General features: G+C 54.7%; 18 protein-coding genes. 7 read left to right on the top strand and 11 right to left on the bottom strand.

Translation table 11 applies throughout. The features are described 5' to 3' along the window. Positions 1-2 precede the first annotated feature (2 nt). Entirely contained in the window at positions 3-1,271 is a 1,269-nt protein-coding gene (locus tag Poly41_RS27750) for a glycosyltransferase family 4 protein (protein ID WP_146530631.1), read from the top strand. A gap of 471 nt (positions 1,272-1,742) precedes the next feature. After that, entirely contained in the window at positions 1,743-4,022 is a 2,280-nt protein-coding gene (locus tag Poly41_RS27745) for a glycoside hydrolase family 32 protein (protein ID WP_197231703.1), read from the top strand. A 6-nt stretch (positions 4,023-4,028) separates the two neighbouring features. On the opposite strand, the gene Poly41_RS27740 is transcribed toward Poly41_RS27745, so the two are convergent. The 6 genes from Poly41_RS27740 to Poly41_RS27715 form a co-directional block, all read right to left on the bottom strand. Next, complete coding sequence (locus Poly41_RS27740) at positions 4,029-5,234, bottom strand: FG-GAP repeat domain-containing protein (RefSeq protein ID WP_146530629.1); 1,206 nt, start codon at positions 5,232-5,234, stop codon at positions 4,029-4,031. Positions 5,235-5,304: 70 nt separating this feature from the next. Further along, on the bottom strand, positions 5,305-7,575 hold the full coding sequence (locus tag Poly41_RS27735) for a sulfatase-like hydrolase/transferase (RefSeq protein ID WP_197231702.1): 2,271 nt from the start codon (positions 7,573-7,575) through the stop codon (positions 5,305-5,307). A gap of 34 nt (positions 7,576-7,609) precedes the next feature. Continuing rightward, positions 7,610-9,298, bottom strand: coding sequence for a right-handed parallel beta-helix repeat-containing protein (locus Poly41_RS27730; protein WP_146530627.1), 1,689 nt, complete (start codon positions 9,296-9,298; stop codon positions 7,610-7,612). A gap of 170 nt (positions 9,299-9,468) precedes the next feature. Next, positions 9,469-10,470: an alpha/beta hydrolase gene (locus Poly41_RS27725; RefSeq protein WP_146530626.1), complete on the bottom strand. Its 1,002-nt coding sequence runs from the start codon at positions 10,468-10,470 to the stop codon at positions 9,469-9,471. Between the two features lie 38 nt (positions 10,471-10,508). Further along, entirely contained in the window at positions 10,509-10,997 is a 489-nt protein-coding gene (locus Poly41_RS27720) for a DUF1579 domain-containing protein (RefSeq protein WP_146530625.1), read from the bottom strand. After that, entirely contained in the window at positions 10,975-13,272 is a 2,298-nt protein-coding gene (locus Poly41_RS27715; protein WP_146530624.1) for an alpha/beta hydrolase family protein, read from the bottom strand. The genes Poly41_RS27720 and Poly41_RS27715 overlap by 23 nt, the downstream gene beginning before the upstream one ends. 207 nt (positions 13,273-13,479) lie before the next feature. Here Poly41_RS27715 and Poly41_RS27710 point away from each other — a divergent pair, with 207 nt between their 5' ends. The 4 genes from Poly41_RS27710 to Poly41_RS27695 all read left to right on the top strand — a co-directional run bounded on the left by Poly41_RS27710 (position 13,480) and on the right by Poly41_RS27695 (position 19,061). Continuing rightward, positions 13,480-13,863, top strand: a complete 384-nt coding sequence (locus Poly41_RS27710) for a universal stress protein (protein WP_146530623.1) — start codon at positions 13,480-13,482, stop codon at positions 13,861-13,863. A gap of 193 nt (positions 13,864-14,056) precedes the next feature. Further along, the gene (locus Poly41_RS27705; protein WP_146530622.1) at positions 14,057-15,679 is read left to right on the top strand and encodes a cyclic peptide export ABC transporter; all 1,623 of its coding nucleotides are present in this window, start codon (positions 14,057-14,059) and stop codon (positions 15,677-15,679) included. Continuing rightward, positions 15,676-16,938, top strand: coding sequence for an efflux RND transporter periplasmic adaptor subunit (locus tag Poly41_RS27700; protein ID WP_390621497.1), 1,263 nt, complete (start codon positions 15,676-15,678; stop codon positions 16,936-16,938). Before Poly41_RS27705 ends, Poly41_RS27700 begins: the two co-directional genes overlap by 4 nt. Further along, positions 16,935-19,061: an ABC transporter permease gene (locus Poly41_RS27695; RefSeq protein ID WP_231615993.1), complete on the top strand. Its 2,127-nt coding sequence runs from the start codon at positions 16,935-16,937 to the stop codon at positions 19,059-19,061. Before Poly41_RS27700 ends, Poly41_RS27695 begins: the two co-directional genes overlap by 4 nt. Positions 19,062-19,209: 148 nt before the next feature. Here the strand turns inward: Poly41_RS27695 and Poly41_RS27690 are convergent, their stop codons facing one another. The 5 genes from Poly41_RS27690 to Poly41_RS27670 are packed head-to-tail and all read right to left on the bottom strand — an operon-like array spanning position 19,210 to position 24,555. Continuing rightward, positions 19,210-19,896: a sulfotransferase gene (locus Poly41_RS27690; protein WP_146530621.1), complete on the bottom strand. Its 687-nt coding sequence runs from the start codon at positions 19,894-19,896 to the stop codon at positions 19,210-19,212. Next, positions 19,896-21,221, bottom strand: coding sequence for a glycosyltransferase (locus Poly41_RS27685; RefSeq protein WP_146530620.1), 1,326 nt, complete (start codon positions 21,219-21,221; stop codon positions 19,896-19,898). The genes Poly41_RS27690 and Poly41_RS27685 overlap by 1 nt, the downstream gene beginning before the upstream one ends. Next, on the bottom strand, positions 21,218-22,219 hold the full coding sequence (locus Poly41_RS27680) for a hypothetical protein (RefSeq protein WP_146530619.1): 1,002 nt from the start codon (positions 22,217-22,219) through the stop codon (positions 21,218-21,220). Before Poly41_RS27680 ends, Poly41_RS27685 begins: the two co-directional genes overlap by 4 nt. Beyond that, positions 22,216-23,274: a glycosyltransferase family 8 protein gene (locus Poly41_RS27675; RefSeq protein WP_146530618.1), complete on the bottom strand. Its 1,059-nt coding sequence runs from the start codon at positions 23,272-23,274 to the stop codon at positions 22,216-22,218. The genes Poly41_RS27680 and Poly41_RS27675 overlap by 4 nt, the downstream gene beginning before the upstream one ends. Before the next feature lie 6 nt (positions 23,275-23,280). Next, positions 23,281-24,555 (bottom strand): hypothetical protein, encoded by a 1,275-nt coding sequence (locus Poly41_RS27670; RefSeq protein WP_146530617.1) that lies wholly within the window; start codon positions 24,553-24,555, stop codon positions 23,281-23,283. 332 nt (positions 24,556-24,887) lie between these two features. Between Poly41_RS27670 and Poly41_RS27665 the strand changes: the two genes are divergently transcribed. Beyond that, positions 24,888-26,327, top strand: a complete 1,440-nt coding sequence (locus tag Poly41_RS27665) for an alkaline phosphatase D family protein (RefSeq protein WP_231615992.1) — start codon at positions 24,888-24,890, stop codon at positions 26,325-26,327. Positions 26,328-26,443: the final 116 nt, after the last annotated feature.

Here is a 26,443-nt window from a genome sequence, read left to right as displayed (position 1 = left end):
AAATGAAAACCATCCTCGTCGTAACGGATCAGCCGTTTTGGCGCCGCCAGAACGGCGCGCAGCAGCGTACATGGTCGCTGCTGCAGTCTCTTCGCAAGAACGGTTTCCAGTTGTCCATCTTTTATCTCGTCGAGCGGACGGATTTGGATCTTACCCTGGGGCACGAGGCGGGCCTCTCGTTCGTGGATTTTTCCCCTTGCGGAACCCGCCTCCGCGATCGAATGGCGTCCATTGTTAGCAAGAGACTGGGGCGAAACCAAAATACAGATTTTAAAGAGAACGACCAGGTGGATTCGCCTCTGCGCACTCCGGTCACCCTGGAAACCTATCGTTGGCCGCACGCCCCGCTGCAATTCAAATCGCTTATTAAATCACTCAGACCTGATTTTGTCTTAAGCGTCTACGTTGTCTGGGCGAACTTGCTTGACGCATTCCCTATCGAAAAGAGAGGTTTCCGAGCCATCGTCGACACGCATGATTTGCTTCATGTTCGGCAGCAGCAGTTTTCGGACTACGAGGAATCCCATTGGATTGAGATCTCAAAAGAGGAAGAGGCGACCGCACTGCAAAGGTTTGATTTGATTCTCGCCACTCAGCAGGACGAGGCGAAAACGCTCCGCTCCATGGCCCCGAAAAGCAAAGTCATCGTGGTTGGACATCAGCCGGAACTTCGTGTGGAGCAGCCAGGATTTGTGTCGGGAAAGGACTCGAATTCGGAGACGATTCGATTAGGGTTTATCGGGTCCAACAACGCCGCCAACGTGGATGGGCTTCGATGGTTCTTGCAGCATTGCTGGAGTCGGATCCATCAAATGACCGGAGCAGAGCTCATCGTTGCCGGACAGGTTGCTCAAGGCCTTTGTCAGAAAACGACGTGGAACGTACCGCGCGTTCAATTCCTAGGCCAGGTTCCACAGATTGATGACTTTTACACAAAGATTGATATAGCCATTAATCCAGTTCGCTTTGGCAGTGGGCTTAAAATCAAGTCGATTGAGTCGATGTGCTTTGGAAAACCGCTGGTGGCGCACCCACACAATACACGTGGCTTGCCCGCCGCTACTGTCGAGAGCATGTTTGTCGCGGACCAGCCGGATCGATTCAGCGACGCTTGCATTCGCCTCATCCGCGACGGCGATTTGAGGCGAGAGACGGCGCTTCGCGTCTTGCAAATTTGCGAAAACGAACTCTCGGGTGATAGGGTCTACGCGGGCTTTCTTGAGTGGCTATCGAAGTGCGAGTCTTTAGGTCCACCTTCCCTTGAGGCTTGAGCATTTGCACGGCAAGGGTGACCGGGCTGCATCTTGAAAAGCCCCCGTTGCGCCGCTGGCGGCGATTCGTTCCTGACACCGTATTCGGATGACCCCGCAAGGGTGAAGATGATCGAAATAGACATAGGCAGCGCCACTTTGTGTGCGATCTTCAGTCATTCTCCGAATCAATCTCCGGCAGAGCGGCAAGCCGTTTGCGGCAGGTCGTTCATGGGTAAAACCGGCGGCTAGCGCCTTGCCGCTCATAAATTGGCGCCGTCCAGCTCGGCCTCGATTAATCCGAAAAATTGACATCGTATCGCAACGTAAAAGGGGGCACATCCGGAAATCGGTTTCAAAATTCAGTACAATTTGTTTCCTGCCTATGCGATGCAACCTGCCGTCGCACCGAGTTGCCGCGGTCAAGTCAGGTCTTTTGCTCGTTCAACACCCAGCCACTTTATTAAAGATCCGGTTCTTATGGAAACCAGTATGAATAGGCGACTTTCTCCGTTTTCGGGCAGATCGTTTTTATACCGCAACAGGTTCGCTTCTGCGTGGAAGCTCGCAAACGGTTGCGATGCCGCAGTAGGGCTTGTCATCTGTTTTTCACTATTGCTGTTTGTCTTCGTGACGCCATCGGTTGGTGACGCCCAGGACGACATTTTGATCAATAGCTTCGAGACGGCAAACTACGGCGAGTGGAGAGTCGAAGGCGAGGCATTCGGCACGAGCCCGGCACAAGGAACACTTCCCGGTCAGATGCAGGTCACTGGATTCGAAGGAAAGGGACTTGTGAATTCGTATCTCGGCGGGGACAAATCGAAGGGCAAGCTGACTTCACCTGAGTTCACGATCGAGCGTGATTTCATCAAGTTTCTGATCGGTGGCGGTGGTCACGAGGGAAAGACTTGCATCAACCTGATCATCGCTGGCGAAATCGTTCAGTCCGCCACAGGTCCCAACCTGCAACCCGGAGGCAGCGAGTTTCTGAATTGGGAAAACTGGGACGTTCAAGATCGGAAGGGTCAAAAAGCCATCCTTCAAATCGTCGACGATTCAAGCGGCGGATGGGGTCACATCAACGTCGACCAAATCCTGCAAAGTCACACGAAAACAGTAAAGAGGCCGGCGCCCGCCACAAAGGAACCCGCGAACGCGAATCCTCATCCGGAGACGACGAAAGAGCTGAAGATCACCGGCAAGTACATCCTGTTCCCTGTCTCGAACAAGGGACAGCGTGGCCGGATGACCGTTTATGTGGGCGACCAACTTGTTCACAATCTTGACTGCGATTTCCCGGCGAGCCAAGACTCGATCGACTGGTGGACCTACCTCGATATGTCTGAATACGTTGGTAAGACCGCAAAGATCATCGCTCGGGCGGCACCCGAGATTTGTGAGATGTGGGAGTCCAACGACGAAATTCGCCACCTTCAACCACTCTATCAAGAGACGCTGCGTCCACAGTTTCACATCAGTCAGATGCGAGGCTGGAACAACGACCCAAATGGCATGTTCTACCACGACGGCCAATACCACTTTTTCTGGCAGTGTAACCCAGCTGGACGCGACTGGGCGAACATGTATTGGGGCTATGCCACCAGCAGAGACATGGTCCATTGGACGGAGCACGATCGGGCGCTGCGTCCTTTTGGTGGCGATGTCGAAAACCGCCATCCAAAGATGGCCGTCAAGAACTGCTTTTCCGGAAGTGGGAACATCGATTTCAATAACACGGCTGGCTGGCAAACGGGCGACGAGAAGACCATGGTCTTGGCGTTCACCGATACCGGCTGCGGCGAGTCGCTTGCCTATTCTACCGACCGTGGCACGACGTGGACGGTTTACGAAGGTAACCCGGTCATTGAACACAAGGGCCGCGACCCGAAACTGATGTGGTACGAACCTGGCAAGCATTGGGTGATCGCGGTCTATGACGAGCAACCGGAACAGGGCCGGAGCATCGCTATTTATACGAGCAAAGACCTCAAGGAATGGAAACTTGCGAGCAATCTACCAGGCTACTTCGAGTGTGCGGAGATTTTCGAGTTGCCGGTCGACGGGGATCCAACGAAGACGAAGTGGGTGATTTTCGCGGCGGATGCAAAGTATGCGCTCGGAGAATTTGACGGCAACACTTTTACTCCAGAGCACGAAGGAAAACACCAAGTTCACTGGGGCTCTTACTATGCATCGCAGTGTTTCAGTAACAGTCCAGATGGTCGTGTCGTTCAAGTGGGGTGGGCTCGGATCAATATGCCTGACATGCCATTCAATCAAACGTTCTCGGTCCCAACCAACTTGACATTGCGGACGACCGAAGATGGCGTCCGAATGTTCGCCAATCCAATCAAAGAACTCGAAGGGCTTCGCAAATTAAACCCGAATAGTGTTGAGAACAAAAAGCTCACTCGTGACACGCCGGTGGTCAAGTTCGACGTCACCGATCAACTCTTCGATATCGTTGTCACACTGAAGAATGGCAATGCGTCAAAGGCAAAACTCAAGTTTGGTGAGAACGTAGCGACCTACGATTTCGACGCTCAGAAGCTGGACGAAATGCCGTTGAAGACACAGGACGGCAGGGTCACCTTCCGTATTCTTGTGGACCGGCCAATGTTCGAAATGATTGGTGCGGACGGTGCCTGCTTCAAAACCAGCAGTCGTCGCGACATGGGACAACCCATCGGCGAGGTGTCGCTCTCTGCCGAAGGTGGTTCCTTGACCGTCGAATCCCTTGTCGTCTACGAAATGACGTCCGTCTGGTAGCTTGGCTCAACCTGGGTTTTCATACCAGAAGACGCCTAAGTTATCCCGTTCCTCACACGTAAGGATATCAAGATCGCCGTCTTGATCGAGATCGCGGACTTCAATTCGATCGAATTTGACTCCCGCGTCTCCGCCAATATCAATCGGCTGAAGAGACGGCTCGAACGAAAACAGTGAAACGGCTGGCTTGCCATGATCCGACCGATCGACGCCACGATTGGCGGTGAAGACAAACCAGGGTTGACCGTGATGCTCCATTCTTCTGACCGCTTTTCCGTTGACAATGCCAAACGGTGCCGCGGTTCGGCTACGTTGCCACGTACCTTCACCATCAGCTGAACCCTTGGGCGAACGAGCCCACCGCAGGATTCCGTCACCACGAGTCGCAGCGACGATCGCATCAGGACGGGCATCCAGGAACATGACTTCACTTTCGTGCCCTCCCACCTCATGGCGCACCCACCGCTCGGCGACCGAAAAGGCTTCAGCATCGTCCGGTTGTTCCAACCAATACACGCCGCGATCGGAGCCTTTGCGGTCACTGACCACCAAATCCTCGTCGCCGTCAAGGTCCATGTCCAAAGCAACCAAGGACATAATCCATCCTGCGGGTTGGAGTTGGATCCGACGCCACTGAGTCAAATCATCAACTCCATCGGCAGGAGGGAGCAAGAGCGACACTTGCCCCTGTGGGTCTTTGGAACCAACTGCTAGCACCTTTCCCTGCTCTTTGTCGGTCCCGCGTCGCAATCCAGTCGCAAACATCCACCGCGATACGCCCTGGCACGAGGCAATGCCAACCGATTGCCAGTTCTTCGCCTGCAACAGGTCTGAGCGTGAAGCGGGCGCTGTCGCGATCCGCAGTCGATGGATCAAGACCTGATGGGTCTTGCCTTCATGGCAGCTGATGATCTCTTTGATGCCGTCCTGATCCAGGTCGATCGCGAATGCGTCTTCCACACTCGGGCTTTTCCCAACCACCACCCGCGGCCAAGGCTCTCGGATCTTCTCAAGTGTAGGTTGCACGTAAAGGCAAATGTGTCCAGATTCTTCCCATCCGGTCACGATGTCATCCAGGCCATCGCCATCGACATCCTCGATGCGCACCCCATCGGCACCTCGCCCAAGGTCGTCAACCGTGTGACGCTGCCATTGGCAATGTGCCGATGACGAAACTAGAAGACAAACAAGGATTCCAAAATGCGTTTTCATTTGAAATGACCAAGGAGGTTCCTGAAACTGGATTTGCCGCGGCAAGGTAGAAAAGCGGACCACGCAACGACTATCGGGCTTTCACCTCTGGCACGTTTGAAGACTCATGCAACAGGCTGCCAACTTCACACGGACAGTCCGTTTCAATGATGTCGACTCCAAGTTGCAGCAGCTCACGATACCGACTCTGCAGTTCCGGCGTCTGCTGCTCGGAGCCAATCGTCAGTTCCTTGTCGAGGTACCGGGAGGTACCCGCCATACAGAGAGATCCTTTGGCATGGATCATGTTCAGCAACTCGGTGTCCTGTGGCGGCGTATGACCAACGAATGCGATGATGTTTTCCCAGGGCACGCCAGATTTCTCAAATGCGTCAAACTGTTTTCGGTTGGTGACCATCATCTCCATCATTATTCCGGGGTCCCTACGATGGACGAATGCGGCATCTCGGGCACTACTGATAATCAACATCACATGTTCTTGCGCACCATGGTCAATCATGGATTGCACGCGTGATTCCAACGGCACATCCTTTTGGTCAAGCACTAAAATCGTCTTGCCACGCGCCCACTCGATCGCTTCATCAAGAGTGGGGATTTGAAAAAGAGTGACGTTTCCCTTCGTGTCCTTCAGTCGCAGTTGCCGCAATTCATCAAGTGTGTGATCGGAAACAAGCCCGCTTCCTGTGGTGGTGCGATCGAGGGAAGCATCATGGTGAATCACAATTTTGCCGTCCTTGGACAATCGCGGATCGACCTCGAGCATGCTGTAGGTGCAGCCGAGAGTCTTTCCAAATGTCTCGATTGCGTTCTCGGGGAACCCCGGACTTGCGCCTCCTCGGTGGGCACTCACCATCGGAATCCATTCGCCATCGTAACGAAGCCAATTCGCAAGTGCCCCGGGGTCCGACAATGCAATCCGATGTTGCTTTTGGTCCACAGTCGACTTTTCAAGTACCGAGCTCTCATTCGCGGGCTGGGTTCCTTCCAAAGGAGCATCTGCTTGGGCAACGGTACTGGCTCGGGGTGGTAGCGCTTTGCTCCAGTCGAGCCATTTTTGGTGGAGGCGTTCGGTCCTTTCCGGCTGCTCGCCAGCCATGTCATGTTTCTCGCCAAGATCATCGGCAAGATTGAATAGCTGAAGCATTGGCTGCGATTTGTTGATGAGTAGCTTCCAATCGCCTTGGCGGACCGCACCAATCGAACTGTTTTTCCAAAACAGGATCTCATGAGGGGGACCGGTTTGTTCGCCCAGAAGGAACGGCAGCAAATTGACGCCATCGACCTGTGTGCCGGCCGGAACGGGTACGCCAGCGGCAGCGCAGAACGTCGGATAGAGGTCCATTGTGCTGACGGGTTGGTGATAGTGACTGCCAGGTTTGAACTTGTCAGGCCAACGCAACAGGAACGGTTCGCGAATGCCACCCTCCAGAAACTGCGCCTTATGTCCATTGAGAGGCCCGGGGCTGCCAGCCAGACCCCCGGTCGGCCATTGCTCAGGCCACTTGCGAACGGGCATCTTCGCGGGACCGTTGTCGCTTGTGAATACGACCAGCGTATCGTCGGGCAACACCGCCAACACACGCCCGATGTTCTCATCCATCGAAGCCACCATTGGGGCGTAGAAGTTTAGCGGAATGGGTAGTGCCCCGAAGCGACCAGCGTCTTCAAGTTTCGCATGCAGTGGCGTATGAACGGCGTTGAAGGCAAGGTAGAGGAAGAAAGGTTGAGAACCACTCTTATGATTCTCGATGAACTCGACCGCATGGCGTCCGATGCGGTCGGTTAAGTATTCCTGGCCAGCCAGCTTTGGCCCCCAGACACCTTGAACCTTGTTGGAATCGAATTCAACCTCGCTATCCACACCCCGGTAGTGACCGTTGGCATCGGGAAAGTAATCGGCCTCCCAATCGATCACATCATGGGCTTCGTCAAAACACGCACGGACGTCGATAGGGAGGTTCCACTTACCAATGTGGCCCGTCACGTAGCCCGCACGCTGCAATGCCTGGGGTAGGAGTTGATGATCAGCAAACGAGTACATTTTTCGGTCCTCGTTCCACTGCATGCCAAAACGTTGGTTGTACGATCCGGTCATGATGCCGCATCGACTCGGCGCACAAACCGGCGCGGTGACGTAGCCGTCGGTGCAAAGAATGCCGTCGCTGGCGAGTGAGTCGATTGCCGGAGTCGGGACCAAGGTCCCGCCATAACAACCCGAGTCACCGTAACCGTAATCATCCGCAAAGATCAGTACGATGTTAGGGCGGCCAGCGTCATCCGCCGCGCGAAGCAGGGCCACAGTGCAAAGAGTCAGGACGGTGAGAATGAAAATACGGATCATCTTGCATTGCATTGAGGGGTGTGGGGATTCGTTCCTAAAATCTACGCGGTTGAGCGGAAACGCCGTATCGCATCGGCGGCGCACCACGTTGGTGGGCGCCGATGTCCGGGGCATCGCCGGTGTAGCCGTCACTGAAATTGGGAATGATCACTCCAGCATTCACGCCAGGGCTATCCGATGACAACTGAAAAAATCCGCTCTTGGTCACCGGATCCAGCCCAGCACCCGCCACATAACGGGGCTCGCCGCGAACACCATGAGCTTCGTTTCCCTCCGGCACCTGGCCATTGAAGAGGTCGTAGTCGTAATCATTGTCGCTATTTTGCTTGTTTGTGCTGATGATCAGATTCTCTGGCGAGCGGACTTGCAGCACGTTGTTTCGCGAAACCGTGTGCTTCACGATACGGTCACCTCCGAGCGCGCCGGTCGGCAGCCACTCGTCGGATCGGAACACCGTATTGTGAAAGATGTACATGTGCCCGGTCATCCATTGCTCACCACCAGCGAAGCCCATCTTCAAAAAGTAGCCGCCTTTGGCATCCGGTTGCCATTGGCTACGCGCACACACGTTGCGCCAGATGTAGAGCGGCCCGATGGAATCTGCCGCGTTGCCAATCATCATCATGCACTGAGAAATGTAGTTGTCCCAGACTCGGACATTGCGACTACCACCCTCCACTTCGAGTCCATCATCCCAGCAATGGCTCACATAGTTTCCGTAGATGTCCGAATCGGGTCCAGGTGAACCGCGGTAGCTTCCATTGCTGCCACCACCGATGATGTCATTAAACATGTGCTCGGTATCGGACCAGCACTCATTGTAGCGGATCACATGGTTTCCCCCCGCATTGAAAAGGCTGATGCACTGCGGCCCCTGTGAGTGCGTGGGGTACGTCGGCTCATACCAATTGCTGCCATCAAAGCGAGGATCATGCAGTTTGCAGCGTTGGATGACGAGGCGTTGCAGGGTGTCGCTGCGAGAATAGATTGCCGATTCATAGTTGAATCCGAAACCGGTCTCCGGATTGAGCCGGCCCCAATCGGAAACATCGCAATCCTCAATGACGATGTCGTGGCCGCCTTCAACGAGGATTGCCCCGATCGGCTTGGAGCTGGTGCTTTTTTCGTCGCCGGCCCCGATGAGGTTTAGGTTTCGAACGATCACGTAGGAAGCATCAATCGTCATGCAATGGTCGTGCTTGTGACGCACGTCAATCGTCGCACCTTGACCGTCGTAGACTCGGTAAGCATCAGGCGTCCCCGACTCGGTGATCGCCAAAGGCGTTTTGCGATCGTCGATATTGATCACCTCGCCGACCGGGGAATTCTCGCTCCACGTGGTCGCGGCAAAGCTTGTGGAGGTGGCGGTGCCAGCCAGTGTCAATTGGATCTCGTAGGTCGTGGCCGGGCTGAGATGGACGATGCTGCCCCGGTAATCGGTCAGTTCGTCGTCGGTCTCAGGGATCGGGTTGTATCGCATTGGCAGAGCCTCACGCCATTCGGAAGCCCCTTGTTGCCGGTAACGCATTAGCACCTCTTTGTCCGCTGCACCGCCCGCAGGCGACCAGTAGATTCCCAAACAGTGGAAGGTGGGGATCGCGAACGCCACCGCGTTTGCGTCTGTGGACTCGGGCACGGCGGACTCGGGCACGGCAGGCCGCTCCGCGTACGACCACGACACCAACGAGAACGACAATCCGATTGCTAACGCTAGATACTTCACGATCTGATCTCCTCTGCTTGCCACTTGTTAATGGAGTGTTGTCTGGCACCACACATGGATTCCCTGCTGCAATGGCATCCCCGCTGCAAACACGAGAGGATACAAGAAAAACAGCAACAGGGTTTGGGCTGTGCAATACGAATGGATGTCGACGTGAACGGATTGGACCATCAATTGCGGTCCCTTGCAGCGGAATCCTTGAGGGTTGCAATGAGGTAAGCCGTGGGGGTCTCGTGCTTCTTACCGGCGGCACCGGGGTACACGAGTTCGCAGTCGGTACCGACCGCCGCACAACGCTCTTTCAACTTCACTCCGAAGTTAGAGGTATGGGTTGGGTCTCGCTGGTTCTGGCCGAGCGCGGGTGGACTGGAATAGATTAAGTAAACCGGCGGGTCGTCGTTGCTCACAAGCGCGAAGGGAGAATACTCGGCGATCCATGGCAGTATGCTTTTACGCTCGGCAAGGAACTGTCTAAAGTCGGCTTTTCCGAAGGCATGGCCTCCGTATTTACTGTTTGGCGTCCACTCGACCATCTGTTGTGGGTCCAGTGTGGTCTGAGCACCGGTGACGGCGGCGCACCATAGCCGCGACGATTCACGGGCAACGGGGTCGTCGCTTTTGGGATCTGCGAGATCATCGTGAAAGGCCAGCCACAGGCTCGAGCAGGCTCCCGCCGAACCTCCCGCCGCACCGATACGCGCCTTGTCGATGTTCCACTCGTCGGCTTTGCTACGGACAAACTGCAAGGCGCGGGCTGCGTCGTGTAGCGGTGCTTTCACGGGTGGCTTGACGCCTTCCTCTACACCTTGGCGAACGTACCGATAGTTGATCGCTGCGACCGAGACGCCAGCGTTGAGGAGGGCGGGAACATCCACAAACCGCTGCACTCGCTCCTTCGAACCGCCCACCCAACCACCGCCATGGATGACGAAAACGAGCGGTGCTGGCCCATCGGAAGACGTTTTCCAGAAATCGAGGATGTGCCGCTCGTGCTCGCCGTAACGGATGCCCGAAAGCGTGGGTGTCGGAACGGCGGCCTCGTAGCTGTCCGGCTTCTTGGCAGGCCTGGTCCTAGTCTCCTGGCCGGTGTCTTGAGCAAGCGTGGGTGAGGTGACGGCAGCGATGCAAAAAATGCAGCAAGTCGTGAAGCAGATATAGTTTTTTGTTCTCATGTTCTATTCCTTCTTGTTGGAGGCGAACGCATCCTCTCTTAGTTTGAAAGCGTGAGCCTAAGATTCTTGGTTCGTCGATATTCCGTTTCAATAGCCTTCGCTTCGGATCCATCAGGGCTGACATTGTACGCCGTCATTACCAAATGACTATCGTCAATCAATTGGAACACTGTGCGCCAGCCCCATTGGGGAAGATTCTCTCCAACATCGTACACGCCGCGAACGTCAAAGCCGCGATCCGAAGATTCGCCCTGCGAAAACAGAATGGCGTCACTCATGTGAAAGTCATCCACCCATGACAACTGGAAGGCCTGCGTCACGGAATTGAACGCGAATAGTTCTTCCCCATTGCGAGGTTTTCCTCGTAACGTACCTTGGTAGGTGTGGCGAAGAAACCGACCTTCAAGCAACGACGCCATTCTGCCAGCCACCTCTGACTCGTCGGCGAGTTGGTTCGGTTCAAACCAAGTGCGACAGATGCCTTCCCAACTTCCAATCAGCTTTTCAAATAGCATGGTCTTCGCCATCCTGAGTTCCTCGGATTGCATTTTTCGATTGTGATGGATTGGTTGCGTCAAACACCTCACCTTCAAGCAACCAGGTGTAGTCGCGTTCTGCGTCGATACCGATTACGAAGGTCGAGACGCCATGAGCTTGCTTCGGCACTTCGAACGCGATCTCGCTCTCTGACGCATTCCATTCAAATGGCAAAGATTCGCCATTCAAGCTCAGTCGAATTGGACGCTCGCTCCTGTTGACCCCGAGTCGCTGAGTCACCCGACGCCCCGAGTAAAGCGTGACATTTGAGTCAAATTCTGTCTTAACGGGTTGTGGTAAGCGGAGTGAATTGAGTCTGATCACGATGGCGGAGGTTGGAAAGATGCCGATACAGTACTGGGAGCTCATCAGCCAACCCAAGCAACTTGGGCGATCCTCACCGCCCGCGTCAGCGTGAAGGACCGCCTGCCTTTCTTCCGCTTGCAAAGGAAAGGTCGCGACAGGCTCTCCACCAAACAAAGGGGTGACGGAGATTTGATCTGGTTCGATCTTAAAAAAATGGCCGTCGCGTTCCAAGACGCGCGGAAGCGGGCGGCCTCTTAGTCGGCCAGCCATCGCAGCAATCGTTTCCGCATGAGCTTGACGCATTCTTGGAGTTTGACTGACATAGTCCGTCATGGGAATTTCAAAAGGAAACGCTCCAACGGTGCTCGAGCTCAACTTGCCGTCTTCAGCACCGAGACTCTTCCCTGAAGAGGACGCATCCCGGTTCGGTCCGACTTTCCAAAGTTGAACTGCCTCCGAGTCTGGATCGCGCGCCGCCAAGAAGACCGTTCCATCCTTTACAGCGGGGTGCGTTGCGAGGGAGCGCCAGGGCTGATCGACAGCCTCGGCCGGCAGCGCGATGGAATCCACCAAGCCAGCTTTATGGTAGTCCCAAAAATCGACCGTTTCGGATTGGGCTGAGACACAAGCGAACAATCGCTCGGGCGTCTGGATCGGGGAAGACGACTGATGGGTCGCAAAACACATCGACTGGGGTGTTCCCTTGGTCGGAAAAATCCACACCGGTTCGATTGACGGCTTCCATTGACCGAGAGGGTACAGCAGGAAGCCAAGTTCATCATTCGTGATGGCCAGAAATCCTGTGTCGTTGAGTTCAGCGGCACGCGTGGCGGCTGGGAAGGGAAGACGCAAGAACGACGGATGGTCAGTCGTCACGACAACCTCGATGGCCGCTTGGCGAAAAGGTGCATCATCGGTGATCCGCCCGTTGACGAAGGTCTTGCCTGTGCGTAGGCAATCATCCAAGTCGGCAAGCCAACTCGCCGCCGTATCGATGTGCCGAACTGCCGTGTAGTGGTCACTGCCACTGCTGATGACGAGTTTGGTTGGCAAATTCGCGTTGGATCGCTGCGCCGCGAAGTTCATTGAATTGCGAGCCGAAACCACAAGGTCCCCGTCTCGGTGGTACAAGTAAACCGGGCACTGCAAACTGTCTGCGTGGGTAGCCGGCGAGGCTTTTACGGCGAACTCGCGCCAATCGGAAAGGACGGAATCGTAGTTGGCCTGCTCTTGGGCGTCTGCGGTTTGAAGAATATCCGCAAACCCCGCCAATGAAATGCATCCGCGAATGCGTGGATCATGCGTGGCCAACAGTAACGCGTGTTTTGCTGCGGAGCTATGCCCAACGGCATACAAACGATTCGGGTCAATCGAGGGAACCTTCGCGAGTGCGAGCTCGATTGCGTTGCGTGAGTTCACCAGCCCAGACATCGAAGCCCGGAATCGCCGATGGGCGTCAATGAATTGGCGGTCCGTTGTGGTCTCGTCAATATGCCCGTCCGTGCCGTAGCCAACAACAACAAACCCTTGTCGAGTCAGAGCGGAATACTGTCCCATTTCTGCGGTCGACATTCCGATACCCGTCAAGACCGTCGCGCCAGCGGAAGCAACGAAAACGCATGGATAAGATCTTTCCTGATCGTTGTTCCGCTTGTTCCGTTTCGGCCGCATTACCCATATTTTGTCGTCTTCGCCAGGGCTGCCTGGCGGAACCCCCAGGTCGACTTCCGCAATCTCGACCGTGTTGTAGTCGCGAAATGAAAGCGAATCGGGAAGGGATGGCAGCTCGACGCTATCGACATCAAACTTGGCCCCCGGAGCGGGCACCGACATCACTTGCGGGCCACAGGAACTCAACCCCATCAACAACAACGCCAGCATCAAGCAGGTTGCAGGGAACCGGCGGCGAACTCGAACCTTGAAACCTCGTTCAAACCGATCATCCAGCACACGCACCATCAATCCGCCTCACGTCCATCATTTTGCCGCAAACTCATCGCCCCATCGACTAACCGTTTCGTCGATACATCGTGAGTCAATCCTAGCAGATATTGAACAGGCGTAGCTCCTCTTGTATGCCGCAAAATCCTTGCTCGAACTTCAAGTCCGATCCTCGGTACAATGGGGCTGTCGACTCGACACCCTGAACTCTAAGGAGAAACGCTGATGCGTATTTTGATTCCCACCGCAGGAGAGGAAGCCGCCTACGAGGTGGCGAAGTATACGATGCAGGTTGCGAAACGAACCGGAGCCGATGTCGTTGTGCTGCACATCTTGCGTGAAGGCGAAACCGATGAAGTCGGTATTCAATCGTGCCTTGTCTTCTCAAATGCCGCACGCGACGTGGGGGTAGCCGTTACGTCGCGAATCAGCGAGGGGGACGTGGTCGAGACCATTCTTCGTGTGGCGGAGAACGACAAAGCTGACATCATCTTGATGGGGGCAAGTCGCGGCAGTCTGGTCGAGAACTGGTTGAGTGCCGATGTCATGGGCCAAGGCGACGTTCCGGTCCTCGTGATCCCACATTGCTTTCGACGCTTGCGAACCTAACGGCGAGGCCTGAGGGGCAATCCCCCCAGTCCCCCCATTCTTTCTTTCTGCCAACTGGTATTGGTGACGAGGGTTGGCATTTGCTACAGGTCCACTGGAGTGGGTTGTTGCCACGACGCGATCGCCCTTTGACGACCTCTGTAAAACAGAGAAGAATGTACACAATTGCTCGTTACTAGGGATTCGACGTTCCATGAATCTCTTTTTCCTCATGTTGCGATCGTCATGGAAGGCGAGTCTGGCATCGGTGGTGCTGGGTGGCGGTAGCGGCTTGGCCACGCTGGCGTTGATCACCCTGATACACAGGGCATTTAGCGGCGAGGCATCGCAGTCCAGCTTGCTGCCATTCCTTTTCGCTGCCGCCTGCGCCGTTGTCCTGGTTCTGCAAGTCTTATCGAAATGCATTCTGACTCGATTGTCACAATCGACCGCCGCTCGATTGCAGTTTGAATTGTGCAATCGGATCATGGCAGCTCCACTGCCTGAGTTGGAAAGCGTAGGTCCACACCGTTTGCTCGGAACGCTGCAAGGAGATGTGGGTGCGATAACCGCTGCGTTGTCGAACTTTCCATCGGTCTGTGCAAGTGCGATGGTTCTTGTCAGTGGTGTCGGCTACCTCGCCAGCCTATCCGTTCCCTTGGCATGCTGCACCGTGATCATGGCGTCGCTGGGGATTGCAAGCTATTTAGCCGGAGTCCACTGGGCGAATCATCACTTGCGTCGCGCCCGCGAAGACCGCGACGAAGTCAGCAAGCAACTTCAGGCGATGGTCTTCGGAATCAAGGAACTGAAAGCCAATAACCGACGTTGTGTCGATTTTATGTACGACGTTCTGTTGCCAGCCGACACGGCCATGCGAGAGCGGTTGATTAAGGGGACCGATATCCTCGGAGGTGCGCACACCTGGGGACGACTTTCGCTGTTCATTGGCATTGGCTTGCTGATCTTTGTCTGGCCCAGGATATGGACCGTGACGCCTGAAACACTGATGGGCTACACGTTGACGATTCTTTACCTCACCAGTCCGCTTGATAGCATTCTCGGTTGGCTACCTGCGCTCAACAGCGCCGCGATTTCGCTGAACAAAATCAATGCCCTCGGCCTGATGATCGATCCCGCAAAATCACCCAGTGTCACCACAGAGGATACAGGGTTTCGATCCATCGCACTGCGAGATGTTTCCTATTCCTATCATTCGCCGAACGACGACGAAGAGGGATTTCATTTGGGGCCAATCGATCTGCAGGTTTTGCCTGGTGAAGTGCTGTTCATCGTGGGCGGAAATGGAAGTGGCAAGACCACGCTCGCGAAGCTATTAACCGGACTGTATGCTCCACAGTCTGGTGACATTCTGGTCGACCGACAGACCATCGACACAGCATCGATGGGCGATTACCGGCAACTGTTCTCGACGGTCTTCGTCGAGGGGCACTTGTTTGATCGCTTGCTTGGGATCGACGAGAACCCCCTCCTTTTGAAGCACTGGGCAAACTTGCTGGGCATCGACGACAAGGTTAATTTCGAAACGGGAAGGCTGACAACGCACAAACTTTCCCGGGGCCAACACAAACGACTTGCCATGCTTGTCGCCTGTTTGGACCAGCGGCCGGTGTTCGTATTCGACGAGTGGGCCGCAGAACAAGATCCTACCTTTAAAGAAATCTTCTACCGAGAGATCGTGCCCAAATTGACGAGGGACGGCCGGGCCGTCGTAGCCATCACGCATGATGATCGCTACTTCTTCGCGGCCGATCGGATTGTAGAACTCGTCGACGGACGAATCGATCACTTGCGAAAGCGAGGAGTGGCCGCGTGAGTCAAACGAGAAGAAAAAGACCGTTTTTGCTCCGCGCCGCGATCGGCTTTATGGCCATCGGCTTTGTGCTGACGGTCGCGATCGCCGTACGTTTGATTCGTGAAGCCGACAACTTGCCAGAACTGCGGACCGTGAACGTAGAACGCCGTGACCTTGTGATCACGGTCGGGACAACGGGGACGATCGAGCCAAATGAAGTGGTTCAGGTTGGACCGGATGTGGCCGGCAAGATCATTCACTTTGGAACCGATGGCAACGATTCGGAAAAGTCCATTGGAGTAGGATCTCGTGTCACCAAAGATACGATTCTATTTCAACTCGATCCCCAGCAATATGAACTCGGCTTGGAAAAGGCGAAGGCGGCCTACCGCTTGGCACAAGCCGACATCGTTCGTTTGCAGGCGCAGCTTCAACAAGCACGCCGAACGTTGGAACGCGCCGATCGGCTTCGATCGACAAACGCTCAAAGCGATTACGATGAGATCGTGACCGCAAAGGAAATGGCAGCTGCTCAGTTGGCTGTCGGGCAGGCCAGGCTTGATCAAGTCGCTGCCGAAGTGCATCACGCCGAGATCAGTTTGGCTCAGACCACCATTCGCTCACCGATCGACGGGGTCGTCATCGATCGTCGAGCAAACCTTGGCCAGTACGTGAGCGTTGGCCATCCAGGGCTTTTTCTGCTGGCCGAAGATTTGAACCAGATGAGGATTCGCGCATCGGTCAGTGAAAGCGACATCGGCAAAGTAAGGGTGGGGCAGCCCGCGACGTTCACGGTCGATGCCTATCGCGACCATACGATGACCGGACGTGTCGAAGAGATCTTACTGAACGCCCGAATGCACGGCAATTTTGTGACCTACGATGTGATTGTTGGGATGGACCAACCGGATGTCGAACTATTGCCGCACATGACAACGGACGTCGAGTTTGAAATCGTCAGGCGAAACCAAGCATGGTTGGTGCCGACCGGTGCGCTTCAGTGGTGGCCCGAATCGGAGCAGATGGTGCAGTCCATTCCAGAGAATTCACTCACGGCAGGCGATGACCCAAATCGCCCCGTCGAGGGTCAGACAGCCTATGTCTGGGTTCCAAGTGAGAACGGAAAAGTACGCCCCATGAGTGTTCGCGTTGGGATCGACGACGGCGTGCAAACGGAGGTGGTTGGAGACGGATTCGAGTCGGATTTGCCCGTTGTGGTGGGAGTCGTCACTCGAACAACCCTCGCGAGAATCATTCCCACAGCAAAAACGCTCCGATGACTTTGTCGCATTGCAAAGGCGTCGCGAATGATTCCAATGAAACGGCACTGCAACCAGGAGACCCCCGTTTGATCGAGCTCGGCGATATCTGCAAGACATACCAGGTGGGCGACATGCCTTTGCCTGTGCTGAAAGGGATCACGCTGAACATCAATGCGGGTGAGTTTGTCGCACTGATGGGGTCCTCCGGGTCCGGCAAGACGACGCTGATGAATCTGTTGGGCAGCCTAGATCGATCGACTGCGGGTCTTTACAAGTTTTCCGAAATCGATGTTTCGGGTCTCTCGAGCAGCGAGCTTGCGGTCTTCCGCAACCGTCACGTCGGATTTGTCTTTCAGAATTTCAACCTGTTGCCTCGCACCTCTGCATTGGACAACGTTCTTCTTCCCACCTTGTATGCGACAGACGATCGCACACAATCCGAAAGAGTCGCCTACGCGAAGCATCTGCTCAGCATCGTGGGTTTGGCGGGGCGAATGGACCATGCACCCAACCAGCTCTCAGGTGGCGAACGCCAGCGCGTAGCGATTGCTCGAGCATTGATCAACCGCCCCCAATTGCTACTGGCTGACGAACCGACCGGCAATCTTGACTCGAAAACCGAGCAAGAAATACTGGAGCTGTTTCGTAAACTAAACCTTGAGCATCGAATCACCCTGATCGTCGTGACTCACGATGCCGAAGTCGCTCGCAGCGCAGACCGCGTTGTCCATATGAAGGATGGCGTCATTGCCAACGATCATACGCATTCCGTGCAGACGCCAATCGTCAATACAAAACCGGCTTCAAAGGAACCCCTATCACTCGATTCCCGCGCAACCGGACAAGTTCTGGCTTCGATTTTGAACGCGGTTACCGTCTCGTTGGCTGCACTGCGAACCAACGCGTTGCGCACGGCGCTGACCATGCTCGGTGTGATCATTGGTGTCGCGTCCGTCGTGAATGTCATGGAACTCAGTAGCGGCTCTTCGAGAGCGATCCGAGATACGGTTGCCAGCATGGGTGCCAACATGCTCAATGTCTCCTCAACGTATACACCGAGTTCGGGTCGGCGGCGGCGCTATGTACCGCTGACACCCGATGATGTCTCACTGCTGCTGGAGCAGTGTCCCGCCGTTCGACTGACAGCACCGATCGTTCACGGCCAAGTCCAATTGGTGTACGGAAACCGTCGCTGCCGCCCAACGTTCGTGCTTGGCAGTTCTCCGGACTATCTTCGTGGCAGAACTTGGTCCGAGATGGACATGGGGCAACTGTTTAGCGAGGAGGCCGTGTACGACGCGTTAAAGGTCTGCATCATCGGCCAAACCGTTGCAAAGGAGTTGTTTAGCGACGAATACCCGATCGGAAAAGAGATCCGAGCAAACGGAGTTTCTCTTCGCGTTGTGGGAGTTTTGTCAGCAAAGGGAGGGGATGTGATTGGAAATGATCAAGACGATATCATGGTTGCGCCTTGGACGACCTTTAAATATCGCTTGAACAGCAGTACAAGTTCCGTCAATCGCGTCGCTGCCTTTGGTGATCAGATGCCAAAGATGCAACTGGCATCTCTCCGTCGATCCACTCGCAACGAGCATCTCAGTCAAATCTACGTTCAAGCTTTGTCACCTGAGGACGTACCGGAAGCACGCCAGCAAATTCGTCAAGCTCTTTCACGCCGCCACGACGTGGATCCTGATGTTTTCCAGATCCAGGATATCACGGAGGTATCGAGAGTGACCAAACAGGTTGTCGCGGGGCTGTCGGCACTTGGATTGATCATCGCCGGGGTTTCGTTGCTCGTCGGTGGCGTGGGCATCATGAACATCATGCTGGTTTCCGTGACCGAACGGACCCGAGAGATTGGGCTGCGCATGGCAGTGGGTGCAAATCGCAATGCAATCCTACGGCAGTTTCTCATCGAAGCGACCGTGCTCTGTTTGATCGGAGGCCTATTCGGCATCGTACTTGGACACGTCAGTTCGATGACGATTGGCTGGATGATGGGTTGGCCGAGCGAGATGTCGTTTTGGGCTCCCATCATTGCCGTCGGTGTCGCCGCCACTGTTGGAATTGTCTTTGGCTACTATCCCGCTCGGAAAGCGTCCATGCTCGATCCCATCGACGCACTGCGATACGAGTAGAATCGGTGTAGCGAAATTGCCTTGTTGTGTTCTCGTTCTTGAACCTCTTCATGAAACACCCGGGCAAGGCAGACGACGTGTCGAGCGGATCCGTCGTTTGCCGATCGAACTGTCGATTATCCTCGCCGATCACGGTACGTTGGCCTCATCACCGAAGTGGATGGGGCAAGGTGGACTCAAGACCCACCGCGGTTGAGAAAGCCGAGAAATCCTTGACCTCAAGATGTCTCAAGCCAAGGGAACGCAACACAGAATTCAGCTCGTCGCGATTCGTGATCAACCGATCAAAATCGACAGTGATCCTTTTGGCTCGGTCAATGCCAACCGGGTTTTGGTAGAGCAAGCGAATGCCCGAAGACGATTGCTTACGGAACCACTCGCCAGCGAGGCTATTGGGGCGCTCGGCGGCAACGTCCGCTCTCCATTTTCTTTCGAGGATCACGATTCTCAATCTCGGAAAAAGCGATTGCCAGACAATCGCGGTCGCCGAATTGCGAGGATCTTTCCAGCCCCATGGCTGGTCCTGCTCTTGATTCGCCCAGAATTGTCTCTGTATCCCTTCAATATCAATCGCCTGCTTGAACGCGTGAATGTTCGCTAACATTCGCTTGTTGTGAGCGTGAAATTGCTCTTCACCCTTCGGGGCATGGGGGAAGTTGATGGTCGAGGACAAAATCTGGTTGTTCGCATTGCGAAAACTCGCCGATTCATGAAATTTGCGATCGTTCAAGGGGCCGGCATCGGCACCCAAAAAAACGCCACAATGTCTTAACATCTTTGCCAACAAACTCGTGCCTGATCCAGGACAACCGCATATCAAGATGGGGTCTCTCATCAAATCGATCTCGTGGATTTCGATGAGGTACACGGAGTGGCTTTGTAAGGTTGGTAGGCAACCATTTTTACTCGCTGCTGTGAATCCAAACGGTACGTGATGTTCCGCCAGGATGCTTGGCGTGCGAAGACGGCTTTGATCGTCCAAAAAACATGAGCCAGTTGGCAGATCGGTAGCAATAAGAACACCCAAGTCGCCTTCAACCACGTCATGGGCTCTAACTGATTCTCATTGCGGCGAGGGGAGATCGCATGGCTGACAGCGTGCTCAGCGGATCGGAATCCAACGAACATCAGCAGATTCGAGACGAACATCGAAGCTCCGACAAGCAGGGCCGCGAATTCATCCCGGAGCAGCAAGGCCACTAGGAAAGTCATCAGCGAGATCACCAGCAAGGCGAACATCGCGACCGCATGAACCACTGTGTTCGCGAATGTTTTCTCATAGATCCGTGACCATGTCAGCATCCGCGTTACGTACCGTCCCACGAAAGCCGCCGTACATTGATCACGGTTGACCATGATCAATCTCGGTTCAAAAAACACTTGTAACCCGATCCGCGCAAACGCTACTTTGATGGGGCCATCGTCGACGACCGAGCTGTTCCATTTTTCGATGAGCCCAGACCGCTTCAGGTCAGCAACCCGCATTGCACAGGTTCCGGCCCACGGATTTGAGTTCAATGCCGAGGCCACCATCGCACCCGAATTCCAGATGCTGCGAAGTAGTGATCCGCGATCAGGGCGATGCGGCGAAAACCACTGATTTCCCGTCACGACGCCTATCTTGGGATCGGACAGCGGCCGCAGTGCGTCATGCAGCCAGTTCGTATGCGGAACCACGTCAGCGTCGATCAGGACAACCACGTCACTATCGGGGCTGATTTGCTGAGTCGCTTGAATCAAGGAACTGCATTTCAAACTGCATGTCGTCGACGGATTCTGCAACTCAAAGATCCGCAAGCGATCGGCAGTGTCTTCGGCGGATTTGACCTGCTGCGTCAAATCCCATGCCGGGTCGTCGCGACTGTCAACAACAACGATGATCTCAAAGTCGTCATAAGCCTGATGCAGCAGGCTCTTCAAGTTTCGGCTGAGGCACGGATCACAGCCACGAAGCGACATCAGAACCGAAGCCTTTAAATGACGATGGGTGACCGTGTCCTTTTCCGACCTCGCTAACCGATTTCGTACAACGATGACGCTAAAGAACCCAACAAGACCAACGTGAACCAACGACCAGATCAAAAGGATCGATCCAACGAGAATCGAAAGCTGGGTGAAGGAGTTCATTCGTTCAAAAAGGGTGAATGTGAGTTCGATCATGGCGATGCAGCACTGTCGGTAGGATCGCCCGGGTCTGAATGCTCATCTTTGGCGCCGGCCGAAACGCCAATCTTCGCAGACTCCTTTACTACACGACGCGGATTCGGAAACCCGATCATCGTGCGAAGTAGCGATGCGACACGCAGCAGATCTTTGGAAAACCGAAGCGTTGCAAAACGCATTGGGTGTATTCCCTCTTTATCCAGCCTCCAGTTCGGCGTGCTGCCGACCAGCCAGTTTCGGCCACCCGCAAGCCGTTGGTTCTCACGAGCTTCCGGGCCACTCACATACGCAGACATCCGACCGCCTGGGACGTGCGAGTATCCATGTTCTTGGTGAATCACCGGCGCGACTTGGCTGATGTCCACCACGGGTATGTGGGAAGCTTTGCTTTTCCAAACCATCCAGTTGTCCCAGTTGCCACGTCCGATGGCAAAGGCGGGAATATCTTGGAAGAGGTCGGCAGGGAACAGAAAAAAGTCCTTGCACAAACTGGATGCAGCCGTGCCACGTGATCCAATTTCTTGAAAACGGTCACTGATCCATTGGTCATCGCTATGGTCGATTCGGTTAGGCATCTCCAGCTCAATTCGTTGTCCAATTGCGAGCCAGGAGTGTAGTTTGGACTGCATCAGTTGTTCAGCAGCATTTACAAATCGATGATCCAAAATGATGTCAGCGTTGACGAAGGCTCTAACCGCACCTCGGCCTTTGGATGCTGCCAAACGGAAGACTTCATCCAGCAGTGGTGTGCCATATCGGTTTATCTTGGTGGCCTGATAGCAGTGGAACTGAGAGCGAACGTCCTCAGGGATGCGAGTATTCGAAACCAGCAAAATCTCGACATCTGGCTCAAGCGCTCGCCAGCTCGCGATCGCATTTCGCTGATGTGAATCCGCCTCGCCTTCAAATGGCTTCAAAACCGTAAAGAGGGTTAGCAGCGGCTTGGCGTCTTTCGTCTCTTCACGACTTGGTAGGGTAAGGATCGAATTCATCATGGTGACCCTACCGATGCAAGTTTACGAAAAGTGATGGTGGATCGCTTGATCATGTCGATCATTCGCCGGTTGAACCATTGCTTGAAGCTCGATGCCGTTTCCGGCAGACACCAATTTTTCCATGCCGTCGCGGCAAGCCCCTCAAAGAAAACCTCGCTACGAGGGTGATTCGAAGAGGTTTGCCAGGGTTTGAACTCCGTCGTGAAATGTACGATCGCCGGGTTGGTTCTCATGTCTGTCCACTGCTGAGGATCAATCGGTGCATGGGCTTCGGAAGGATATTCGAATACATGGGCCCCCTGGTTCCAACGTGGCTCAAATCGTCCCCAATTGCCGTGAAATAGCACATTCAGTGCATACTGGTCCCAGCACCAAACGTGCTCTCGATTGTCACGAAGTATTTTTAACAAACGTTCCGCAACGTTTTCTTTTCGCCATTGATGAAGGTTCAGCACCATCACGCCGCTGTTGAAGTACTCACTTGCACCGTCCAAGTCCAATTCTCGATAGTTTCGAATCGGTCTCAACGCCGCCATGTAAGGGTTTGCCAAGCGATAGTTCGCACAACCAACTCTCGCATCAACAAAGGGACATGCAATGTCAGCCGTCGCCAGGCAATCGTGTTGTTCGATGGGCAAATCCCAAAGACGAGCAAGATCCTCTTTGACAAACAAGTCAGCATCGAGGTAGATAGCCTTCTCGACTTTGCAAGGCACCAATTCTGCCGCTAAGAGTCGAAAGTAGGCGGTGTGTGAAATGTGGTGTGAAATACTCAGATCAGAAACCACATCAAGATCAGGTTTGATTGTGTGGATTTCAATGGGTTCGTCAACGAGGGTTTGCTGGAGCCTTGACCAGTTTTCGTCGCAAATCTCGCCGGCAAGCAAGAACAAGCGGATTCGTTTGCCACTTCCGAGATGGCGGCAAGCACTTTTTAGGGTCACGGCAAGCGGCATCACATAGGCATCGTCCGCTGCACAGACGACGTCGATTCTTTGCGAAGGTCGCGATTCAGGCGACGGAATCCCGGCGCCGGTTTGAGCGGACTCTTTCATAAGCTTCTAAGTTGGATCCGCTTTGTTTGCTTTCAATCTTGCAACCCATTGAAGAAACTTCTCACGAGCACGAACGACCGGTCCCGCTATCGGGTGCTTGTGAATCGTTTCAAAGATTTCGTGTGCCTGGCCGAGTTCGGTGTTGAGTTGGTCGATCTTAGCGTGCAACTGCTTGACCTGGCGTTGCGCATCCGCCAATTCAACCTGCACCATGGTGGGATCATTGAGGCGAAAGGCATCACTTTGAGGAAAGGCTGTTTGGGTGCACAGCCGTTGCGGTTGATTCCGTAACGCAGGCAACAACCCGCTTGGAAACGGAAGTGGTTGCGGTTGCCGAGCTCGCTTGTGGGATTCTTCGCTCATCTTCTCCAATAGCGTGATCATCCGGTCCGTTGCATTGACTTCCAATTGCAAGGCATCGTGCAACAGACACCGCTGAAAGTGCATCCGCTCAGCAGGTGGATCGCACAATTGTTGGATCGTGCTATCGAGCTGAACTTTCGACGTGATTCGCCAGGCGGAATCAACGTACACCGGGCTATTGGTATAATCGAGGATCGCGGTAGGCTTACCCATCAGCATGGATTCAAGCTGTGCCGTGGATGGCGTCGTAATGGTCGCATCCGCTCGTCGCAGCGCCTCGGCGACGTCGTCGCCCGTCGTATTGCGAAGTTCATTCTCAACGCCAATGATACGATCCAACCCAGCGGTCAAACGCCAAATCAACTGAATCGGTCGGTTGCCTAGCTTGGCTTGTTTTTGTGACCACGCTTTCAAGTCGAGAAGCGATTGCCTGATCTGCTGTCTCTGCGCATCGGTATATCCAGGCCATTTGGCTGTCATGATGAGAATGCGAAACGGATCGTCCGATCGTTCAACCGAGTTTTCTTGTTTTCGAAGCTCATCCAAGCGGGGAACACCAACGACTTCCACTTTGTGAGAGTTCCCCCAATCACACAGCGTTCTCGCTTGCGAGGACCCGATGCATGCAACCTTGTGACAAAGCACAGGCCGCATGGTCCAAGGACAAGCCGGCTCCTGCTCACGGTTCTCCCAAGCATTTCGCCATTCCAAGATTCCGTCAATCACGTAGAGCGTGGCAATGTTTCGATGTTGTAGACGACGGATCGCACCGCGGAACCTTTCAAAGTGCTCTGAAAAAAAGAGGGCCAAGTCACCAGCCTGAGCCTCGCGGATCACCACTTCTGGCTCAGCAATTCGGATCGGAACCCGTTGCATCAACGGCTGCGCATGATGCCGTACTTCCGATTCGGTTCCCACATAAAAAATTGTTCCCTTTACCACCGATGGGCCCGTCCGTGAGGTAATGCGTCGTGTCTTGATGAGAATTCACAATCGACCCAGCTGTCCACTTTCCAACTATCGCCTATCTCGCGAAACCGATCAAGTGGGACGCAGGGTGACCCTCTAACCTCCGGGCGAACGATCTCTGCCGCCGCCTGCTGTCCGGGTGAAGTCGTTTTGCCATCGTAGGCCGGGCCCTTTCACGGAACGTCGCTGGAAGAATTCCGAGCTGTTTGGAACGCGAATCGAAAGGCGATAGCTGATATACTGGGTCGATTCATCCAATGACTCTCAGCCGAGTGAAATCGATGCCGAAACCTATCTTCCCCGTTGTTGTCCTCGCCCTGACCCTTGCCGCAACCGTGACCGCGTTGGCGAAAGAGCCGCTCACCGAAGGCGAGCAGTCTGCCATCATGAAGGACCTTGACCCGTATCTGATCAACGCCTTGTATGGCACCGATGCCCAGGGTCAAACGGGCAGATTTGGAGCAGAGGGAGCAATGGCGGATCTGTTGACAGAACCGGCTTTTGTGGATTTGGTTCAGCGGCACGACCTGAAACTTTTTAGCGGCCCGATGTTGGGGGATGTGCAGCCGACTTCCGCGAAGTTCTGGGTACGTACGGCGGGGCAGGCATCGGTTCAAATTCTTGTCGGCGAGCAGGCATCGGAGCGGGTCACGACGGCACCCGCAGACGATTTCACGGCAGTCATGACGGTCGCCGGTTTGAAGCCGTTTACGGACTACGCGTATGTGGTCCAAGTTGATGGGAAACCGATCCGGCGAGACACGTTCCGGTTTCGAACTGCACCGGAAAAAGGTCAACCCGTCGAGTTCCACGTGACGTTCGGCTCAGGCTCTCGCTATGTTCCTGCGCACGAGTACGCTTGGCGGAACATGTCCAAGACGCGTCCGCTGGCCTACCTGGGGCTGGGCGATAACGTTTACATCGACGTCGTCAACCGGCGTGGTGCTCAACGCTTGTTCTACTACCGCCGCTGCCTCAGCCCGGCATACCGCGATTTGATCAGCAGCGTCGGGATGTATGCCGTCTGGGATGATCATGACATGGCGATGAACGATTCCGCGGGCGGGGCAGGGTTGGAAGCGCCCTGGAAAATACCCAACTGGACGGTGTTCCGGCAAAACTGGAACAATCCCCACTATGGCGGCGGCGCTTCAGTGCCAGGCACTTGGCATTCGTTCTCGCTCGGGGACGTCGATTTCTTGATGACCGATGGCCGCTTTTATCGTGAGAAAGAAGATCAAACCATGCTCGGCCCGGACCAGAAGAAATGGCTGTTCGAGGAACTCGCAGCAGCCAAAGGCAAATTCAAGGTCATTGCCTCGGGAACCATGTGGTCCGACGGCGCGGACAAGGGGGGCAAAGATTCTTGGGCCGGCCCTTGGGCGCGTGGCGAGCGCGATGAGATTTTCGATTGGATCAACGAGAAGAAGATCGACGGCGTGATACTCATCTCGGGAGATCGCCATCGCTCGGATATCTGGAAGATCGATCGTCCGCGTGGTTATCCGCTCTATGAGTTTGTTTCGGCGAAGGTGACCAACGAGCACACCCATGAGACGTTCCCCAATGCAGTATGGTCCTACAACGAAGGCAACTTTTGGGGACAGCTGAGCTTTGACCTACGGCTGGACGATCCTGTGATGACGTTCAAGTGCGTTGACATCAGCGGAAAAGTCGTGAAGGAGTTTCCTCTGAAATTAAGCCACTTGAGTCACAAATGATTTTGCAGTCCCTGCATTTTTTGCCTGCCCCTCCTTCCCATCAATATGACCGATGTTCCACCGAACCCTTCGGTGGAACTGGCCCTGCCTCACCCCGCAACCTAACAGGACCTACT

The sequence above is a fragment of the Novipirellula artificiosorum genome, assembly GCF_007860135.1.
In the GTDB taxonomy this organism is placed as follows: Bacteria; Planctomycetota; Planctomycetia; order Pirellulales; family Pirellulaceae; genus Novipirellula_A; species Novipirellula_A artificiosorum.
Note: the sequence above shows the minus strand (reverse complement) of the source record. Positions and strands in the feature narration are given on the sequence as shown.

Coding starts and splice junctions, on each gene's coding strand:
- Poly41_RS27705 (WP_146530622.1), top strand. CDS start 14,057: ATGAATCTCTTTTTCCTCATGTTGCGATCGTCATGGAAGGCGAGTCTG.
- Poly41_RS27690 (WP_146530621.1), bottom strand. CDS start 19,896: ATGAGAGACCCCATCTTGATATGCGGTTGTCCTGGATCAGGCACGAGT.
- Poly41_RS27695 (WP_231615993.1), top strand. CDS start 16,935: ATGACTTTGTCGCATTGCAAAGGCGTCGCGAATGATTCCAATGAAACG.
- Poly41_RS27715 (WP_146530624.1), bottom strand. CDS start 13,272: ATGGTGCGTGTGCTGGATGATCGGTTTGAACGAGGTTTCAAGGTTCGA.
- Poly41_RS27665 (WP_231615992.1), top strand. CDS start 24,888: ATGCCGAAACCTATCTTCCCCGTTGTTGTCCTCGCCCTGACCCTTGCC.
- Poly41_RS27745 (WP_197231703.1), top strand. CDS start 1,743: ATGAATAGGCGACTTTCTCCGTTTTCGGGCAGATCGTTTTTATACCGC.
- Poly41_RS27710 (WP_146530623.1), top strand. CDS start 13,480: ATGCGTATTTTGATTCCCACCGCAGGAGAGGAAGCCGCCTACGAGGTG.
- Poly41_RS27725 (WP_146530626.1), bottom strand. CDS start 10,470: ATGAGAACAAAAAACTATATCTGCTTCACGACTTGCTGCATTTTTTGC.
- Poly41_RS27680 (WP_146530619.1), bottom strand. CDS start 22,219: ATGATGAATTCGATCCTTACCCTACCAAGTCGTGAAGAGACGAAAGAC.
- Poly41_RS27685 (WP_146530620.1), bottom strand. CDS start 21,221: ATGATCGAACTCACATTCACCCTTTTTGAACGAATGAACTCCTTCACC.
- Poly41_RS27735 (WP_197231702.1), bottom strand. CDS start 7,575: ATGATCCGTATTTTCATTCTCACCGTCCTGACTCTTTGCACTGTGGCC.
- Poly41_RS27720 (WP_146530625.1), bottom strand. CDS start 10,997: ATGGCGAAGACCATGCTATTTGAAAAGCTGATTGGAAGTTGGGAAGGC.
- Poly41_RS27740 (WP_146530629.1), bottom strand. CDS start 5,234: ATGAAAACGCATTTTGGAATCCTTGTTTGTCTTCTAGTTTCGTCATCG.
- Poly41_RS27675 (WP_146530618.1), bottom strand. CDS start 23,274: ATGAAAGAGTCCGCTCAAACCGGCGCCGGGATTCCGTCGCCTGAATCG.
- Poly41_RS27750 (WP_146530631.1), top strand. CDS start 3: ATGAAAACCATCCTCGTCGTAACGGATCAGCCGTTTTGGCGCCGCCAG.